Source organism: Clostridium estertheticum (assembly GCF_026650985.1).
GTDB classification, from domain to species: domain Bacteria; phylum Bacillota; class Clostridia; order Clostridiales; family Clostridiaceae; genus Clostridium_AD; species Clostridium_AD estertheticum_C.
The window spans coordinates 851,364-870,035 of the sequence record NZ_CP086239.1 but is presented as its reverse complement, the minus strand read 5'-3'; the positions used below and the strand labels follow the sequence as shown (position 1 = coordinate 870,035).

Annotated in this window: 19 protein-coding genes; 5 read left to right on the top strand and 14 right to left on the bottom strand. The window is 28.6% G+C overall.

Annotated features, from left to right (window positions below; translation table 11 throughout):
* Positions 1-2: 2 nt before the first annotated feature.
* The 3 genes from LL038_RS04405 to LL038_RS04395 all read right to left on the bottom strand — a co-directional run bounded on the left by LL038_RS04405 (position 3) and on the right by LL038_RS04395 (position 2,094).
* Complete coding sequence (locus LL038_RS04405; protein WP_216119874.1) at positions 3-620, bottom strand: HAD family hydrolase; 618 nt, start codon at positions 618-620, stop codon at positions 3-5.
* Positions 621-651: 31 nt separating this feature from the next.
* Positions 652-1,425, bottom strand: coding sequence for an isoprenyl transferase (locus tag LL038_RS04400; RefSeq protein WP_216119875.1), 774 nt, complete (start codon positions 1,423-1,425; stop codon positions 652-654).
* A 72-nt stretch (positions 1,426-1,497) separates the two neighbouring features.
* Positions 1,498-2,094, bottom strand: coding sequence for a maltose acetyltransferase domain-containing protein (locus LL038_RS04395; RefSeq protein ID WP_216119876.1), 597 nt, complete (start codon positions 2,092-2,094; stop codon positions 1,498-1,500).
* 134 nt (positions 2,095-2,228) lie between these two features.
* Between LL038_RS04395 and LL038_RS04390 the strand changes: the two genes are divergently transcribed.
* Entirely contained in the window at positions 2,229-2,396 is a 168-nt protein-coding gene (locus LL038_RS04390; protein ID WP_216119877.1) for a hypothetical protein, read from the top strand.
* A gap of 47 nt (positions 2,397-2,443) precedes the next feature.
* Here LL038_RS04390 and LL038_RS04385 read toward each other — a convergent pair whose 3' ends face one another.
* Complete coding sequence (locus LL038_RS04385) at positions 2,444-3,055, bottom strand: SH3 domain-containing protein (RefSeq protein ID WP_216119878.1); 612 nt, start codon at positions 3,053-3,055, stop codon at positions 2,444-2,446.
* A 511-nt stretch (positions 3,056-3,566) separates the two neighbouring features.
* Here LL038_RS04385 and LL038_RS04380 point away from each other — a divergent pair.
* Positions 3,567-4,613, top strand: a complete 1,047-nt coding sequence (locus LL038_RS04380) for an AI-2E family transporter (RefSeq protein ID WP_216119879.1) — start codon at positions 3,567-3,569, stop codon at positions 4,611-4,613.
* A 222-nt stretch (positions 4,614-4,835) separates the two neighbouring features.
* Here LL038_RS04380 and LL038_RS04375 read toward each other — a convergent pair whose 3' ends face one another.
* Together LL038_RS04375 and LL038_RS04370 are read right to left on the bottom strand one after the other, a co-directional pair.
* Positions 4,836-5,039 carry a helix-turn-helix transcriptional regulator gene (locus tag LL038_RS04375; protein WP_216119880.1) on the bottom strand — a complete coding sequence of 68 codons (204 nt, stop codon included), beginning with the start codon at positions 5,037-5,039 and terminating at the stop codon, positions 4,836-4,838.
* Between the two features lie 17 nt (positions 5,040-5,056).
* Positions 5,057-5,749 carry a DUF6773 family protein gene (locus tag LL038_RS04370; RefSeq protein ID WP_216119881.1) on the bottom strand — a complete coding sequence of 231 codons (693 nt, stop codon included), beginning with the start codon at positions 5,747-5,749 and terminating at the stop codon, positions 5,057-5,059.
* 417 nt (positions 5,750-6,166) lie between these two features.
* On the opposite strand from LL038_RS04370, the gene LL038_RS04365 reads away from it, so the two are divergent.
* The gene (locus LL038_RS04365; RefSeq protein WP_216119882.1) at positions 6,167-7,345 is read left to right on the top strand and encodes a serine hydrolase domain-containing protein; all 1,179 of its coding nucleotides are present in this window, start codon (positions 6,167-6,169) and stop codon (positions 7,343-7,345) included.
* A 151-nt stretch (positions 7,346-7,496) separates the two neighbouring features.
* Here LL038_RS04365 and LL038_RS04360 read toward each other — a convergent pair whose 3' ends face one another.
* A complete protein-coding gene (locus LL038_RS04360) occupies positions 7,497-8,477 on the bottom strand; it encodes a ketoacyl-ACP synthase III (protein ID WP_216119883.1) in 981 nt (326 codons plus the stop codon).
* Between the two features lie 318 nt (positions 8,478-8,795).
* Here LL038_RS04360 and LL038_RS04355 point away from each other — a divergent pair, with 318 nt between their 5' ends.
* Positions 8,796-9,158: a VOC family protein gene (locus LL038_RS04355; protein WP_216119884.1), complete on the top strand. Its 363-nt coding sequence runs from the start codon at positions 8,796-8,798 to the stop codon at positions 9,156-9,158.
* A 106-nt stretch (positions 9,159-9,264) separates the two neighbouring features.
* On the opposite strand, the gene LL038_RS04350 is transcribed toward LL038_RS04355, so the two are convergent.
* Together LL038_RS04350 and LL038_RS04345 are read right to left on the bottom strand one after the other, a co-directional pair.
* Positions 9,265-9,609, bottom strand: coding sequence for an SdpI family protein (locus tag LL038_RS04350; protein WP_216119885.1), 345 nt, complete (start codon positions 9,607-9,609; stop codon positions 9,265-9,267).
* Positions 9,610-9,687: 78 nt separating this feature from the next.
* Positions 9,688-10,173, bottom strand: a complete 486-nt coding sequence (locus LL038_RS04345; RefSeq protein WP_216119886.1) for a 50S ribosomal protein L7ae — start codon at positions 10,171-10,173, stop codon at positions 9,688-9,690.
* 351 nt (positions 10,174-10,524) lie between these two features.
* On the opposite strand from LL038_RS04345, the gene LL038_RS04340 reads away from it, so the two are divergent.
* Positions 10,525-11,820, top strand: coding sequence for an MFS transporter (locus LL038_RS04340; RefSeq protein ID WP_216119887.1), 1,296 nt, complete (start codon positions 10,525-10,527; stop codon positions 11,818-11,820).
* 232 nt (positions 11,821-12,052) lie between these two features.
* On the opposite strand, the gene LL038_RS04335 is transcribed toward LL038_RS04340, so the two are convergent.
* From LL038_RS04335 to LL038_RS04315, 5 genes are all read right to left on the bottom strand, one after another.
* Positions 12,053-13,351 (bottom strand): hypothetical protein, encoded by a 1,299-nt coding sequence (locus tag LL038_RS04335; RefSeq protein ID WP_216119888.1) that lies wholly within the window; start codon positions 13,349-13,351, stop codon positions 12,053-12,055.
* Between the two features lie 243 nt (positions 13,352-13,594).
* Positions 13,595-14,245 carry a hypothetical protein gene (locus LL038_RS04330; protein ID WP_216119889.1) on the bottom strand — a complete coding sequence of 217 codons (651 nt, stop codon included), beginning with the start codon at positions 14,243-14,245 and terminating at the stop codon, positions 13,595-13,597.
* Positions 14,246-14,477: 232 nt separating this feature from the next.
* Positions 14,478-15,740, bottom strand: coding sequence for a hypothetical protein (locus LL038_RS04325; RefSeq protein ID WP_216119890.1), 1,263 nt, complete (start codon positions 15,738-15,740; stop codon positions 14,478-14,480).
* Between the two features lie 212 nt (positions 15,741-15,952).
* Positions 15,953-16,840 (bottom strand): L,D-transpeptidase family protein, encoded by an 888-nt coding sequence (locus tag LL038_RS04320; RefSeq protein ID WP_216119891.1) that lies wholly within the window; start codon positions 16,838-16,840, stop codon positions 15,953-15,955.
* 138 nt (positions 16,841-16,978) lie between these two features.
* On the bottom strand, positions 16,979-18,481 hold the full coding sequence (locus LL038_RS04315) for an NAD(P)H-hydrate dehydratase (protein WP_216119892.1): 1,503 nt from the start codon (positions 18,479-18,481) through the stop codon (positions 16,979-16,981).
* Between the last annotated feature and the right edge of the window lie 191 nt (positions 18,482-18,672).

Below are 18,672 nucleotides of genomic sequence, written 5' to 3'. Positions count from 1 at the left end.
ACCTATATAATTTCCAGTATTTGTTTGGGATTTTGCAAAATATAATTTGCATTAATTCCAATTGATGATTTAGCACCCCATAACGCTAATGCAAAATCTATACCAGCACTAGATGCACATTCCATATCATATTTAGTGTCCCCGATATATATAGTCTTTGCTTTATCTATCCCTGACAATTCAATAAATTTTAAAATTGGATCTGCATTAGGCTTATGTCTTTCTGTATCATCTGCACAAACTACTAATTTAAAATAATTGGCCAACCCAAAAGGTACAAAATCACTTATGTACTCTGCCTTAGTCTTTGATGTAACTATACCTGCTAAAATCCCTTTTTCGCTTAATTTAACTAAAGTATCCTTAATATCATCAAAGACTTTCACATGTTTAAGATAGTCTTTTAAATATCTATTCCATTTCTCATTAGACTGAAATAGATTGGTTATTCCAAGTTTATTTAATGCTACTTCTCCTGGAATACCTAATGCAAATCTTAATTCTTCAAAACTAAACTTTTTATTAAGTTCTTCAAGCACTAATTTTTGAAGTGATGAAAGAACTGCGAATTCGGTATCTAAAATTGTACCATCAATATCAAATATAATATAATTATACATTTCTTACCTCCATTATTTAAATTAAGTATATTTACACTTCTTTCAACTTAGTTCCACCGAAGCGTCTATCTCTTTTTTGATAATCATGTATTGCCATATGTAAATGCTTAGCCTTAAAATCAGGCCAATATATATCTGAATACCAAAACTCTGAATAAGCACTTTGCCACAGCAGAAAATTACTTAACCTTTGTTCTCCACTGGGCCTTATAATAATATCTGGATCAGGCATTCCAGCCGTATATAAATAGTTAGCCACTAATTTTTCATCTATATCAACTTTATTTATTTTTCCATACTCAATATCTTCATTAATTTTTTTAAAGGCCATAATCAATTCAGCTCTACCACCATAATTGAATGCTAAATTTAACACTAATCCCTTATTATTCTTTGACTTTTCAAATGCATTATTCAATGCATTTTGGCATATTAACGGAAGTTTAGTTATATCACCGATATTGTTTATCACAACATCATTTTTATGTAACTCTTCAAACTCACTTTTAAGATATTCTACAAGTAACTTCATTAAAGCATTCACTTCATCAGCTGGTCTTACCCAGTTTTCCGTTGAAAACCCGTATAATGTTAAATATCCCACACCTATCTTACTACATTCTTTTACTACATCCCTTAAAGCTTCAACCCCTGCTTTATGACCTATATTTCTAGGTAATTTCCGTTTTTTTGCCCATCTTCCATTTCCGTCCATAATAATTCCGATATGTTTAGGGATATTATTCATATCTATAGAACAATCATCCGTTATTAATAGTTTCTTCTTTTTTAAAATGTTCCACATTAATGTTATTCTCCCATCCTATATAATCATCACCTAATAGTACTATTAAATCATTAATAATTTTAATGAAAATTATTCAATTCTTCTGTTTTTATAATAATATTCTTTATCACGTTCATCTATATTCCTTAATACATGACATGGATTTCCTACAGCAATTACATTTTCAGGGATATCATGAGTAACAACACTTCCAGCACCTATAACTGAATTATCGCCTATAGTGATGCCTGGTAAAATCACTACATTGGAACCTATCCATACATCGTTACCAATTCTTACGGGAATTGAAAACTGAGTACCTGGTCTGCGGAGATTTGGATCAACGGGATGTCCTGTTGGGGTTATTGTTACATTAGGTGCTATCATTACATGTTCGCCTATATAAACGTCAATATCATCTACAATTACAAGATTAAAATTAGCATAAAAATAGTCACCAATATGCACATTTGTACCATATGCCATATGTACCGGTGGTTCAATCCAAATATTCTCACCCATATCGCCCAATAATTTTCTGAGCAAGTCTTTCATTTTTTTTTCTTCACTTGGGTGTGTATGGTTATAATCATATAATAATTCTTTACACTTTTTACGTTCCTCGTCAAGACCCTCTCCTGCATCTATATACAACATGCCATTTTTCATTTTATCTCTAATTTTCATAATAACCTCCATAATTTATAAAATTCATTTAAATTAATGTTTTATATTTAATCTTTGCTTAGATATCGGTTACAATTTCGACCAATAATATACATTTATATCATACCATAATTGTGAGGTAAGGAGGTCTTTCCATGGAAAATAAATCATCATTGGTAGCAATCATTCTAGTTGCATTAATATCAATATGGACAATAAGTAATACCTTGAGTGTTAAAAACAAGAATAAATGCTCTTTTCAATTAAACATGTATCTTGTCATAGGTAACTACAATCCATTTTTAGAAATAAAAAAAATTTAAAAATCCATATCATAATCGATATGGATTTTTAAATTTCAATATAATGCTTATTTAGTTGTTATTTTTACATATTGATTACTTACATATCCTGTTTTACCACTATAGCTTATCTTATAAAAACTACCGACCTTACCCATAATTTTAACTTTAGTTTTGTTAGCTAATTTCCCTTGTATAGAAGAAGTAGTTGATGCTCCAGCTCTTATGTTTACAATAGATGTTGTTACACCCTCTTCTACTTTAGATACTGTTTGTGCCGTTACTACTGCAGCTGGTTTAGCTGTTATTTTTACATATTGACTACTTACGTATCCTGTTTTACCGCTGTAGCTTACTTTATAAAAATCATCTTTTTTTTCAAGAATTTTAATTTCAGTTTTGTTAGCTAATTTCCCTTGTATAGAAGATGTAGTTGATGCTCCAGTTCTTATGTTTACAATAGATGTCGTTACACCATATTGTATTTTAGCTACTACTGGTTGTTTAACTACACTACCTAATACTTGTACATATTTATTTGCAATACTTGTACTATTATTATAATTTACATTGTTTAGACCTATAGATACTAATGCTATTCCCATAATAGTAGTACCAACAACCACCTTTTTCTTTAATGAAGCTTTTTTTAATTGGGTTAAAAGTTTAATGTTTTTCAATTTAATTCCTCCTCAACGTATATAGTTTATTTTTTATAATATACCATAATTTTACATTTATATAAAGACTTTTATTAAAATTAATAAAATGGAAACATTTATATATATTATTAATTAATTAAAATTGGAACTTATATTTTGAAAATAGGTATTTTACTTTATAAAAATATTTAGGATATAAAATTTGTAGACAGAATAGATTAAGCTAATGTAACTCAATTATGATTATATTACCTTCAGAATAATAAAAACGTCGCATACTATGATTTTCCCAATCTAAACCATATACATGGTATAATTTTATTGAAAAACCGTTATAATTTAAATTTAGAGCTAATTCCAAACTGTAATTTTAATTATTCTTACCAATTGGAATTATAATTTGCCGTGCACCCTGAATAATTGCTATAATAAACAAATAAGATAATAACTTATTACAATATAAACATATGGTAATCTATTTAAATACATATGACAAGTTCTAATAAAACAAGATGAAGGAGTATCATAAATGCAAACAATAATAGAATTATTTCACAAAAAATCAGTAATAAAAATATTATTAATAGCAGGTTTAGTATTATTCGCTTTCTTAATCAGGTCTATTTTAAATTTAGTTTTATTAACTTTTATGATTTCTTATTTAGCAAATAGTCTACAAAGTTTATTAACTGAGCAAATCAACAAGGTTATAAAGGTAAACCCAGCTATTATTACTATAATTATATATATGTTTATGACAATAACCATAGTGCTGCTAGCAGTGAAATATATACCACTTGCTATTTCTCAAAGTCTACATATTTTACGTAGAATGGAATACACTAATTTCGTGATAGATACAAAAGGAAATATGAAGTATTTCGCACCTATCTTTCATCAAATTAATATAGCAAGTTATGCTAAAACTGGGATTCAAAGTATTATGATTTCTATAACTGATTTTGGTAAGTCTGGCTTGAATTTTTTTATGGCACTTCTATTAAGTTTGGTGTTTGTATTAGAAAAAGCTAGTATATTAAAATTTCTATATAAGTTTAAACATAGTAAAGTATCTTCAGCATACAATTATTTAAGTTATTTTGGTAATAATTTTTTAAATTCTTTTGGTAAAGTAATACGAGCTCAAATAATGATAGCTATTGCAAATACAACATTATCAATTATAGGACTTACTATAATGGGCTTTCCTGCATTGCTCGCCCTTGCCTTTATGATATTTATTTTAAGTCTTGTACCTATAGTTGGAGTGTTTTTTTCTTTAATTCCCTTATGTCTAATTGCCTTTAAAATAGGAGGGTTAATTAAAGTAGTTTTTGTACTTATTATGATCCTAGTTATTCATACTATTGAAAGTTATGTTTTAAACCCAATGTTTATGTCTGATACAACCCATCTTCCAATATTTTTTACTTTTACAACATTAATAATATCGGAACAGTTTATGGGAACTTGGGGTCTGTTACTTGGCATACCAATTGTTATATTCGCATTAGATTTAATTGGAGTAGATTTGAACGAAAAAAACGACTCCAAGATAAAAAAAATTCAAAGATAAATCTATATCATAATAACCGTTTACCCCCAAATAGTAAATATCTAGATAAAAATATTAACACAAGTTATAGTTAAACATGAAGGAGTCAAACACCTACATCATAAAAGCTCCTTCAATTCCATTTTCAATATCTCGCTCAATTTCTATAACCTCATTGTCTATATCAAAATGTTTACCTCATATTATCATATAATACAAATAATTTTTAGTAATTTTATACCATTAGATGCTTTCATCTTCCCAAAATAAATCATTTAAGGTTTTATTTAAGGTTTTGCATATAGAGATACATAATTTAATAGATGGATTATATTTTCCGGATTCAATAAGCCCAATTGTTTGTCTTGTAACACTTACATTATCCGCCAATTGTTCTTGAGATAAGTCACATTCAATTCTAGCTATTTTCATTTTTTTATTCTTCATATTTCCTCCCAAGTATATTACATATCATTTTTATTTTCTTGTTCAATTTCCATTAACTCATTGTTTGAATGTCTCTCCGATTTATTTTTAATACTTTTCATGATGAAATAAAAGGGTATACCCCAACCAATTGCCATCATAATAACCAAAATCAACCCAATTGGATGAAAATTATTATTCTTAAATAGTACTTTCCATTCCATAACAACACCATAGAAAATGCTTCCGATTGCTACTCTCACTTTAAATGATTTTACTCCAGCTACCTCTGCTTTTTTGCTACCCCAAACAAATAAGCCATTTTTCACTATCTTAAAAGTATATATACACGCAGGTATAATCCAAACTAGAACATATGTAGACGATAAAATCCACTTATCAAATACGAACATCAAAATAAATTCACCAAAAACATAGGTAATAAAACAAATATAAAAACTATGCATGACATAACGATTTTGAATCTCATGTACGCACTTATCCGAATGTCTAAACAATGGTATCCCAGTAATATAGGTTCTAATAAGTAAATATCCAATAGAACCTAGTATTGCAATTATTTCTAAAATGTAGTCTGTAATATTTTGTGTTAATAACAAGTATTTAAAAATAGCTTGTATTATTGTTAAAATAATAATTAACGGATACAAGTGTGCACAAATTTCATTGGATTGCTTTACTATACGTTCGTCTTTTGCTTTAGATTTCATAATAAAAACCTCTCTTTTCATTTTTAAATTACTAATAGTATATAATATATATTTCTATTTGTAAAGTATATATTGCATTTTTGTTCATATATATTCCATGTTTGTACTCAAAGACGCAGACTTATTCAATTTTTCAAATGATTTTGTTAAAGTAGTCTTATTCATTAGACAACCAAATAATTAGAGCCTTTACTTTAGTGCGCAAGATTCGAATATTCTTTATACCTAAAATTTATATCCAAATTTTTAAGTATTTATATAAAATTTACAGTATAATTAAATAAATACATTACACCATACTTGTAACATTCTGTTTTGTATTTTTTAATGTATACTAAAAATATAATTAGACCATTTTGCATTTTTAATATGATATATATGCAAGTGGCCATATGAATAATTTGGGAGGATATAAGAATGACAAAAAAAAACATAATAAAGATAATCTCTTTATTATTTACATTCATAATAATAACAACCGGCTGTGGTAGAAGTATACCTTCAACCCCTAATACTACAAAAACAATTAATAGCGTCAAAACAGATACTAGTACGAAAATAAATAATATAAAAAAAATCGATAATAGCGTGAAAATAGATAATAGTGAAATTCAATCTAAGATATCTAAATATATAGATTCTTATTCTCCAAATGATAAATTTAATGGTACCATTCTCGTTGCGAAAGATGATAAGGTGTTGTCAGATAAAGGCTATGGCATGGCAGACTCTAATAAAAAAATTGTTAATAAACCCAAAACAGCTTTTGAAATTGCATCCTTAACAAAACAATTTACTGCTACAGCAATTTTAATGTTACAAGAAAAGAAACTTTTAAATGTCCAAGATACAGTTGACAAATATATTCCAGACTATCCAGATGGAGATAAAATAAAAATTTATGATCTGCTCACTCACACCGCAGGAATCCCTGATTATAATCAATCTTCTATATCACCTATAAACGGGAAACATACCTATACACTAAAGGAAAGTGTTAATCTATTTAAAAACAAGCCCCGTCATTTTGAGTCTGGAGCAAAGTACGAATACAGTAGTTCAAATTATATATTACTTGGATATATAATAGAAAGGGTGTCAGGTATTAACTACGAGGAATATATAGACAAAAATATATTTAAACCTTTAAAATTAATTGATACCGGATTTTTAACTTATAAAGCTATAATAAAAGACAAAGCGAATGGATATTATCGTCCTAAAAAAACAGATAAATATACATCCTCATTTGATAAAGAAGGATCAATATTACCTTCCGCTGGAGGGATTTATTCAACAGTTGATGACTTATATACATGGTATAATGCGCTACTTGATGGAAAATTAATTAATAAAGAATCATTAAATGGAATGATTACACCACACCTACATAGTTATGGATATGGATTAATTATAACCAAAAAGGCTAATGGGAATACAATGATTTGGGATAATGGAAGTACACTAGGATATACGTCCTATATAGGGAAAGATGTTAATAAAAGATATGTAATTATTATACTAAGCAACAAATATGCGTATAATGTTATGCCTATAGTTTCCGGATTATCCAATATATTAGAAATGAAAAAATAATCTGTTTTATGCAAAGTTTTTGCAATAAAAATATAGTCTAAGTGTTGCAGGTATTGATGGAACAGAGAGCGGCTATTTAAGTAAAACAATCTTCATAATTTCAAACAGCAGCTCTGCTTCATTGTACTTATGTATATAATTAAACTTCTCCTTACCATTCAATAATAATTCCACCATGAGTAAGTCCACCGCCAAATCCGTAAAGTAGTATCTTATCACCTGTTGCTATTTTGCTTTCCTTTAATGCTAGCCAAATAGCTAGCGGAATAGACGCACTTGAAGTATTTCCGAATTCTGTTACGCTAACTAGAGTTTTCTCAATAGGATACTCAAGACGTTTGCATATACCTTCAATCAAACGCAAATTTGCACTGTGAGGTACAAACCACTTAATATCTGAAAGTGAGATCTGAGAGGTTTCTAAAAGCGTTTTAATACCCTCTACTACATTTTTCATAACATATCTATATACTTCACCACCATTTTGAACAATACGATGTTCCTTTATAACAGATGATTCCCCAATATTTTTTGAATGATTGCTACAATAGATACTATCAGCCCCACTACCATTTGTTTCGAAATTGGTAGCAATGAAGGCGCCTTTTCCATCAGTTTTTTCTAATAAAAATGCTGATGCCCCATCACCAAAAAGTATACATGTATTTCTATCTGTATAATCAATAAGTTTAGATATTGCCTCAGTTGCTACAACTAGAATTTTTTTATTTTGACCAATTGAAATAAATGCATTTGCTACCGATAATGCGTAGACATATCCTGTGCAAGCTACATTTATATCCATAACGCCTGTTTTTCTGATGCCAAAATGACCCTGAATTAATGAGGCTACATTTGGGACAACGTGGTCGGGGCTAGTTGTTGAAACCACTATCATATCTACATCAGATAAGTCAGCCCCGTAAACTTCAATTAAATTTTCAATAGCCTTGATAGCTAAATTGCTTGCATTTTCAGTTTCACTACTAATATGTCTTTTTATTATACCTGTGCGTCTAATAATCCATTCATCGCTTGTATCTACCAACTTCTGCAAATCATAATTGGTAAGAATATCTTCTGGAACATACCCTCCGACTCCAGTTATTTTTGTTTCTGATTTAATTATCACATTATTACCTCCCGTTAATTAAAATAGTATCCATCTCTGATAAAATAACCGCTTTTTATGTATTGCTGCAATATTTTTTAAAATCAAACAACTCACAAAGTATACCTAAGCAGTAAATATAAGTATAACTATAAATAACATTATACCATGATAAGCTGTTAAAATAAGACGTTTATGAGTTAAAAAAATACTGTACTATTGAATTCTTTTAAAGATAATTGTATAATATGTTAAAATATATCACTTAAGCGGATAAGAATTGAATTAATATTTTACATCATATTATCGTTATATAAATAAGTATATTGGGAGGGCGCAATGAAAATAAAGCGAATTTTAAATCGGTTTTATGTACATGATATTGAACAATCAATAAAATTTTATGAAAAAATATTAAATGATAAATGTAATTTGAGGTTTAAATATTCTCAGGCAGATTTAGAATTAGCACAAGTAGGAAATATTTTGATTATAAGTGGTTCTGATGAAGCATTAAAGCCATTTAGAGATACTAAAGCAACATTTTTAATTGATTCTATTATTGAATTCAAAGATTTTTTGTTAAATAACGGGGCCGCTATTATACGTGACTTAAAAGCAGTCCCAACTGGAATGAATATGACTGTAAAACATTTAGATGGTTCTATAGTTGAATATGTTGAGTATAAAAATGAATTTTGAAGAATTACATGAAGTTTGAAAAAAATCCCATCTACTCTATTTGCCATTCTATGCACTATTCCCCATCACAAATATACCTATGGAGAAGCAGAAAAAAAATCGAAGATTATAAATTATTCGATTTTTTTCTGCTTCCATCCATATGAAATAGTTTCATCAAATGTATTTCCTCAACAGCTAAAATAGCTACAGCACTTAATATTAGTAATAATAGTTGAATCTTTTCTTTATTAATCGTCATTGGCTGAATTATTGACCAAATTCCAAAAATACCATTAATAGCTCCAAATATCATTAAAATAAATCCACTATGTTTCTGTGCCACATTCCAGGTATCCTGATTTTTCATTGCTAAAAGTGATTTATACCCCATCACATTATTCATACTTGGTGGATACTTCATTAATATAAAACCGAATACGATAAACAATGTTCCTACCACTAAACTCATATTTCTATCCCCCTCTATGCAAATTCATACGTCCACACTCGATCAAACCACCCCACAAATTTTTAGAAAGCACACAAATTAAAAACTTATTTTTTTAAATGTACCTTTATCTATTTGTAATTCAATATCTATATCTGCTTTTTCATAACCTACTACTTTTATACGATTATTACCTTTCTTAATCGGTACAGTTAATACTGTTCCTCCCTTTATAGTAGCTTTAGCTGTATTTTCTACAAGATTAACAACTTTATTGTCAGGTGATATTAAAACAATTTTTGCCTTTCCACTATTTATTGATAAGGTATATGGAACTTGTAAATCAAAATCTGTACTACTTTCATATGCCCAAATAGTTCCGCTTCCACTTAATTTCAACTTTCCTTTATATATTCCTGACTCTATTGTTTCCTTGCTTTCATCTAATCCAAAAGTATCAGATACATTAGCTATTTTACTATTGTCATTATAAATTTTACTCATAGTATTATTACCACATCCAATAAATAAGCTAATCATCATAATTGTCATGGTTAGTAATACTATTCCTTTTTTAGAAGCCATTTTCATTCTCCCTTCACTTAATTTAAATAATATTCATCATTTTTTTCATATACAATACTCTCCTTCAAATTGATAACCATCTTTACATAATTCAACAAACATTCATAATTTTCCTTTATATTCCGAATAAAAAAATAGAATCTACATGGATCATATATGAAATACTAGTTAAGTTTATAAAATTAGCATTTAATGGTATAATATTGATATTAAAAGAGGTGAATTTATGAAATTAACTATTGTATTAGCTTCATGCAAAGTCATTAGAAATAGAGATTGCATGGAGTAATAATCTATTAAATATTGACTTTGCAACTTTAATTATTAATATAATTAAGGAGTGAAGTTAAAATGAAAAATCTAAAATTTAATAATGAATTAAAAAATTTTTATATATTACAATTAGGGCAATTTATTTCTCAATTTGGTAGTAAAATGACTAGCTTTGGATTAATTATGTGGGCATATGAGCAAAGTGGTTCTGTATTGTATATATCTTCTTTAACTGTTTGTTCATTACTTCCATCTATATTGCTTAGTTTCTTTGCAGGTAGTTTTATTGACGTTTGGAATAAGAAAAAAATATTATTAATAGCTAATGCTATTGCAATAATTTTTTCGTTAATTACATTAATACTGTTGTTTTTCAATCAACTAGATATCCGTTATTTATATTTAATCAATTTTACTTTAGGAGTTGTTGATTCATTTCAAGGACCTGCATCAGATGTTGTAATATCGTTAATAGTTCCAAAGAAATATTATACACAAATAAGTGGTTTACGTTCTTTTGCAATTGCATTTACTACTACACTTGCACCAATTATGGCGACTTCACTTTATGTATTGCTTGGAATGAAGGTAATTATAATTGTTGATTTAGGCACCTTCTTATTTTCATTTATATCTTTATTGTCTTTTGTGTACATTCCTAATAACATTATAGAAAAACAAGATAAGAAAGAGAGCTTTGTTTCAAATTGCAAACAAGGAATTACTTATATCGTAAACAGAAAAGACATTCTCCATCTCATCATTTTTATGGGATTTGTAAATTTCATTGCAGCTATATATAGTTGTAATTTTACACCTATGATTTTGCTTAGAAATGGAAATAATAAGTTTGAACTAGGTATTGTAAGTAGTACCATTGGTATTGCTGGTATTATAGGAAGTATTTTAGTAACAGTAATGAAACAGCCTAAAAAAAGAATACCTGTTATTATAAATACAATGACATTTTCATTCTTAGTCTGCAATAGTATGCTTGGAATTGGCCGTAACTATTATATTTGGATGATTGCAGTTTTTGCAGGTAATTGTTTAGTTCCATTCTTAACAGCTAATGTTGAGTATATAATGAGGACAAAAATTCCAATAGAAATGCAAGGAAGGGTTTTTTCTGCAAGAAATACCTTACAATACTTATCTATCCCTATTGGATATATACTAGGTGGACTTTTAACGGATAAAATATTTGAGCCATTTATGAACAACCCCTCTACTCTACAACGATTTTTTTCTTATATTGTTGGTAATGGAAGAGGTTCAGGTAATGGTTTAGTATATATATCGATAGGATTGATAGGTTTCTTAGGATGTTGTTTCTTTAAATTTGATAAACATTTAAAGAAATTAGATGACTAAACAATCCAATCTAATGGTTAGAATTAAATAGAATGGATTTATTTAAAAATAAATCCATTCTATTTTTTAGGTTATTGTTGAATCAATATTATTATTATTGAAATAAGATAGGGCACATATTGGAATTGATTTCCATAACGAACCCTATCTTTTCATATTTTATATCCAAACTGGTTTTAAATTCATCTACTAAATAATACAGCATCTTCAATAATTGTTTAGTTATATTGTATTATTTTAAATTCAATGTAGCACTTGTTGAAGTCCCAGTAATTGAATCACTACCGGTTATTACTGCTGATTTAAGAGTACTAAAATTAGTACCTTTGTTGGCTGTCATTGTAATTATCCCACCCTTGGATACAATTGTACCAGCTTCACTTTTGAAGGTTACACTATCACTAAGAGGTGAATCTGTAATGTCAAATCCATATTGATTAAATACCTTATATGTTGTATAACCAATTCCCATTGAAGGAGGAGCAATTTCCATTTTATCTGAAGTTATAGTAATCTTACTTACCTTGGGACTTTCAGCTGCAGCCTCAGATGTAAACAGCACTGAGTCTGCCTTTACGCCAGTTAATTTATCTTTTAGTAAAATATTAATTGTTTTATTAACATCAGCAGCAGAATTATACGTTATTGTACCAATTGATGTTTTTGGATCTAAGATTACTGTTGAGCTTACAGATGCAATCGCTTCTATTTGACTAGCTGGAATTTTTTTAGTAATATCATACCCGTATATATTTTTAACTTTATATTGGAATGTAGTTGTGTTTGGTCCAGTCTTTGTTAAGTTAGCATTATTTTGAATTTTATAAGGAATTGTCATTACGTCAGGTGCTACAATGCTAATATCTGATATACCTAAAACATCTTCCGCTTTAGCATCACCTAAAGATAAGGTTGATTTTGCATATGCTCCATTAGATGCTAATAAGTCTATTGTAACAAATTGGTCAGTATCAGAGAAGTCATATGTTATTGTACCGGTTCCTGTTAGTGGATCTAAAATTATTGAACCACATGTGGAATTTATCCAGAAATTTTTCATCATCATCTCATAAGCTGGGACTGCCCCAGTAATATCCTTACCAGCTTTGTCTAATATTTTATACTTAAATGTAGCTTTATTTGCTGCTGTTCTTGTTAATTTAGTTGAGATCAAATCAATTTTACCTACTGATGAAGTTAATGTATCTCCAATTACTTGACCATTATTATATTTAATAGTTGAAATATCTACATACTCTTTATTCACTTGTGTCCCATCACTATTTTTTATCCAACCGCTATCGTCTGTTTTTATAAAAATATCACCTTTGTTTTTAGCTACTAAGTCACTAATTTGATTTGCATTTGTTGGATTATTTACAAAATCTAGTGTATACATACTATCTCCTATTACCACAGAAAAATCTAGAACATCGTTAAAGCTACCTACTCCCATTGCCATTACTGGCTTTGACAGCGTAACTATCAATAACACAAACCCCGTCATCATCATTTTTTTAATATTTTTCATTAATAAAACCCTCCTGTTTTTTATATATCTTTATGCCTTCGAATAAAGACACAATGAAAGCTATAAAAATATAAATTTAACAACCGCTTAGCGCCTCATTATTGTTAATAGTTACATAACAACACATTTTTTGTTAAAAAAAATCATTTCTGAAGATTTTCACTTAATACTTTTTCCAGATTCAAAAACTTCATGTAATTTCTCTGCATAATTCATAGAACCCTTTTTTCCCATTTCAAATAGTTATTTAAATTCAGTTATAATACCTTTTACTGTGCTATTATAATCATCACTATCTACAAGATCAATATCCCTATTTAGCTTTATATGTAGCTTTTTACCATTGGTAAAAATGATGGTACCTTCGGATGTACATATATCTATATTTGCAACCTGCACACCACCCTCAATTTGATAAACATTGTCTGAGATTGTATCTCTATTTTCAGTGGATACTGAAATATATCTGTCTTCACCTATATTTCCTTCTACTAACAAATAAATTATTCCTAGTTCACATTTAACTGCAACATAATTTTCATTATTAACATATACTTCTAAGCAATTGCCTAACCCATCTATTTCCCATTCTTTTAGATTATGCTTATGTATTGTAACAAGTTTGTCACTTGAATACATTTTTCTTGTTAAACTGTGATTAAATAGGTATTTAAATATAACTATTTCCTTTGAGGATAAATCCCTACTTATCATTTTTTCTATATTCTCAAGTTCTTTTGTTAAGTCTTCATTTGATGAAATATCAGCTTTAAACTGTTCTTTCGTCTCTGTTGGATATTTCTCTTTGCATTCTTTAATATGATTGTCTACCATGTTTTCTAATAAAGCATTTAGAGCACCATTAAAATCATTCTTTAATAATATCATTTCCATTTTCAAAACCCCTTTTTAATTTGATCATCATTAATTACATTACCAGTTACACTATGCTATCTTTACATAATTCAACAAATATTCATAGTTTCCTTTATATTTTGTGAAAGAGATAATACCTTCTCATAAATCAATATTTTATTTTTTCTTTCATAACATTTTAATCTCCATAATTGCAAAATGGACCTGTTCACGGATTTTATCCATGATCAGGCCCTAAATTTATGTTTTTCTAAAATTTCTTCATGATTTCTTTAATTTCTTTATTATCTGAAATCATAAGTTCGAAAGTATCAGTGTTTCTCTTTATAATAGATGATACATTTTCATAAATCTGCTTTTCTATATATTCCTCTGCTGAATTATCTCCATCTATCAGGCTATATATATATTCAAGCGTTTTATCTAAAAATGCGTATATGTCTTTTAGTAAATTAGTGTCTTTGGTTTTATAACTTTCTAAACAAAAGGATACCGATTCCCTTATTAGTGAAACAGTACCACTACTTATTGTAGCTCCAGTTTCTAATATTAATAAATTCAATTCAATTTTCTTTAATTTCAACAATATATCATCACTAAAGGAAACCATTAAATTTAGCGATTCTTTATCTAATTTCTTACTTGTAGGTATAGTTTTAATCAGACTTTCAAATGAATTGTTTTTTAAATATAAGTAGGCCGACATCCCTGTTATTAAATATAGTATATTGATTACTAAACTTAACAAGCCCTTGCCAAATATTGAAGAAACTACCGTTATACTGCATCCACTAATAAAAAATACTGAAAGTTTATTAAATTTGTTTTTTATTTTATTGATTTCAAACATCAAAGTATTAGTAGTATTTTCTACTTTATTTGGTCTTAAAATTTTTATAAGCTCCTTGAATTTTTCTATCTCAAGATTATTCGAATTTTTTACATTTCGTAGCCTTTCTTTTTCATCTAAAGAGTTTTGAATATCCCTTTTTTTAACATTTTCAACTTCTAATTGTTGATCTAATAACTTTTGGGCCTCTTTTTTTCTCTTGTCTTCAAATTGTAATAATTCTTCTTTTTTCACTTTTTTAAAATCAAAAAGTTCCTCTTTAGTCATTTTAAGATACTTATCTTCTGTTACAAATAAAGAAGCATAATATGTCATTAGTTTGTTCGAATCATTGAATATAGTATAAATAGGTTCTTCTTTTTCTTCGTCCATTTTAAAGACAGAATACACTTCACCTTCTACTAAATCATCTATATCTAAAACGCCTATATACACTACATCTTTTATAGATTGCATTAATCTATGCGTTGGATAGAAAATTTGATCAGGCACAACTATTTCAACTCCACCTTTTTCATTTATAACCCTATAGCAAGGTAATATATTAAAGTCATATTCATATGTATATTCAGTTGTTGTATCAAGTACAATATATTCCTTTTCTTTTATAAATTCAGCTTTTCCTGTACGACATGTTTTTAATTCTAAATATTCTCTTTTCATAAATAATTCCTCCTTCAAAAGGAAAACTGATTGATTCTATTATACTTGTTAAAATCACTATTAGTGCAATATTTTTATATATTTACGATAATTCTTTCTATTTATAACATTTTTTACATAGCCCAACATACAACTATAATTAATCTTTTATATTTTAATAAAATATTAAAAACTCCGAGCTATTAGTCTCGGAGTGTATTAATAATAAATATTTATTTTACCTGAATTGTAGATCCTATAGGTATATTATCATAAATATATTTTGCGTTTTCAAGAGCGAGCCTTATACATCCATGTGATTCAACTGCCCCTAAATTACCATCTATCACGTTTCCGCTCTTGTCATATAAAATACTATGGAATAAATAATTACCGCTAATTTGAGTAAAATACTTGCAATAAACAGGTGCAGCATCCGTACCCGATTTGAAATTTAGCCCCTTAATCCCAACGCGGAAATACCCAGTTATAGTTGGAGTTTCCGCTTTACCAGAACCACAAGAAAAGGTATTAATTAATTTCCAATTATGCATTGTGCCATAAAAAACATAAACTCTTTGCTGCGATAGATCTACTAATATATAATTATTCGTAGAACTTGTATTCTCACCACTATTTAATTTATTTTCATAAGTAGATTTTACAGTAGCATCATTTACGCTTAGTAGCGATTGAGTGGCTGGCTTATACATATTGTCCTTTGTAGGCGTTTTGTACATAACATCTATTGTTTCAGCTGTTGCCTTACCACTAGGTATAAGATTATGTCTTTGTTGAAAATCCATAACTGCGTAGATTACACCTTCACCATAATCACCATCCAGAACAACATTATAGCCGTATTTTTTTAGCCTAGTTTGTATCCTTATAACATCTTCACCCTTATCTGCTGCTTTTATTATAGATTTATCTGGTCTCTCACTGTCGAGCTCAGCTTTAGTTTTAGTTTTATGAACAGGCTTGCTCTTATTACTTGATACTATCAAAGAATTTTTTTTAATAATAGCATTGGACTCTATTTTATAACCAATGCTAGCTCCAATTACCATCATACCAATAATTACCAAAACAATAGTTTTTTTATTTCTCATACTTCTCATATTATGCACTCCTAACAATCTAATCAGTTTTACAATAGTTGATACCCTAAGAATGATTATAATTTCACATTTATACCATACTATAAACGCTACTCATAACCTTTTAGTTGCAACAAAAGTGCAATAATATAAATAATATTATTCTAAGTCTTGAATTTCTTTTATTATAGAAGGAAGTACCTCTATAATATGATTTGCATTTACACAAAACATTTCTTTTGAAAGTTTATCCCCAGAGTATCCGTGAATATATGCACCAATACATGCTGCAGTCATTATGTCATAACCTTGAGATATAAAAGACGCTATAATACCCGTCAAACAGTCCCCCATTCCACCTGATGCCATTGCGCTGCTCCCAGTAGGATTAATTTGCACTGTTTTACCATCTGTAATTATTGTATTAAATCCTTTAAGTAACAAAACAACATTGTGTTTCTTTGCAAATTTTTTTGCTATGTCTATTTTGTTTTTATTTATTTCATCTATTGAAAACCCTGATATTCTTGCCATTTCCCCCATATGAGGTGTAAGAACTATCTGACATTTCTTATTTTTAAGCATTTCAAGATTCCCCTCAAGTACATTTAAACCATCTGAATCAATTACAACAGGACACTTAGAGTTCAATAAAACCTTTTTCAGTAAATTTAAAGTGCACTTATTATTGCCTAATCCTGGACCAATTGCAATAGAATCACTTTTAGCTATTAAGGAATCTAATCTTTCCTCATCATTAGTTGAGGCAGTCATAGCTTCAACTAATTTCCCACTTAGTATATTTTGAATTGAGCTATCACATCCTAACGTAACAAGACCAGCACCACTTCGAACAGCAGCCTGAGTTGAAATATACGCAGCACCTGTAAACCCTGGTGATCCTGCCAAAATAAGTGTTCTTCCATAATCACCTTTATGTGAATACTTATTTCTTTTCTTGATTAAACCTTTAATAAAATCTATATCCATGATGTATTCATCCTCATGAAATTTATCTACTACAGCTTTTGGTATTCCAATCTTCTCAATAACAATTTCTCCAGTAATGGACTCCGCGTCATATGAAACAAAACCCTTTTTATAAAGTTCAAATGTAACTGTTTTATTACTTCTAATACAATTCCCCATCACTTTCCCACTATTACACTCAAATCCTGATGGGACATCAATTGATAAAATATACTTACTATTCTCATTCATAATTGTAATTGCTAAAGAATAAATACCTTTAACTTCTCTAGATAATCCGGTTCCAAAAATTGCATCAATAGTAATCTCGCATTGAATTACGCTTTCCCTTAAAATTTCAAGCTCCTCATTATTATTTACTTCTATTATTTTCACACCCATATTTCTTATGATATTAAGATTTACCAGTGCATCTGCACTCATATTTTCATCTGAGCCAAGAAAAAATACTTCGACATAATTTCCTCTATTTAAAAGATGCCTTGCTACAACAAAACCATCCCCACCATTATTCCCACTAGAGCAAACAATCACGAATTTTTTATTATTTGCTGGTATATTTCTCATTACCTTTAGTGCTGCATTTTCCATTAATATAATACCTGGAATCCCTAAAATGTCTATACAATAACGATCGATCTTTCTCATTATCTGTGCTGTTGCGATTTTCATTTTCATTTCCCTCCAAAACTGCAAAAACAATTGCATTTCTCTCAATTTTAATAATATCAGTTTCAATTCATAGTATCAATGGGTCATATTCCGAATTTAGAATTCATTTTATCATCAATATTAATCTATAGGTCTTTTCTATAAACTACATCTTGTTTCACATTGAATTCACTGTCGAAATTTGTAGAATG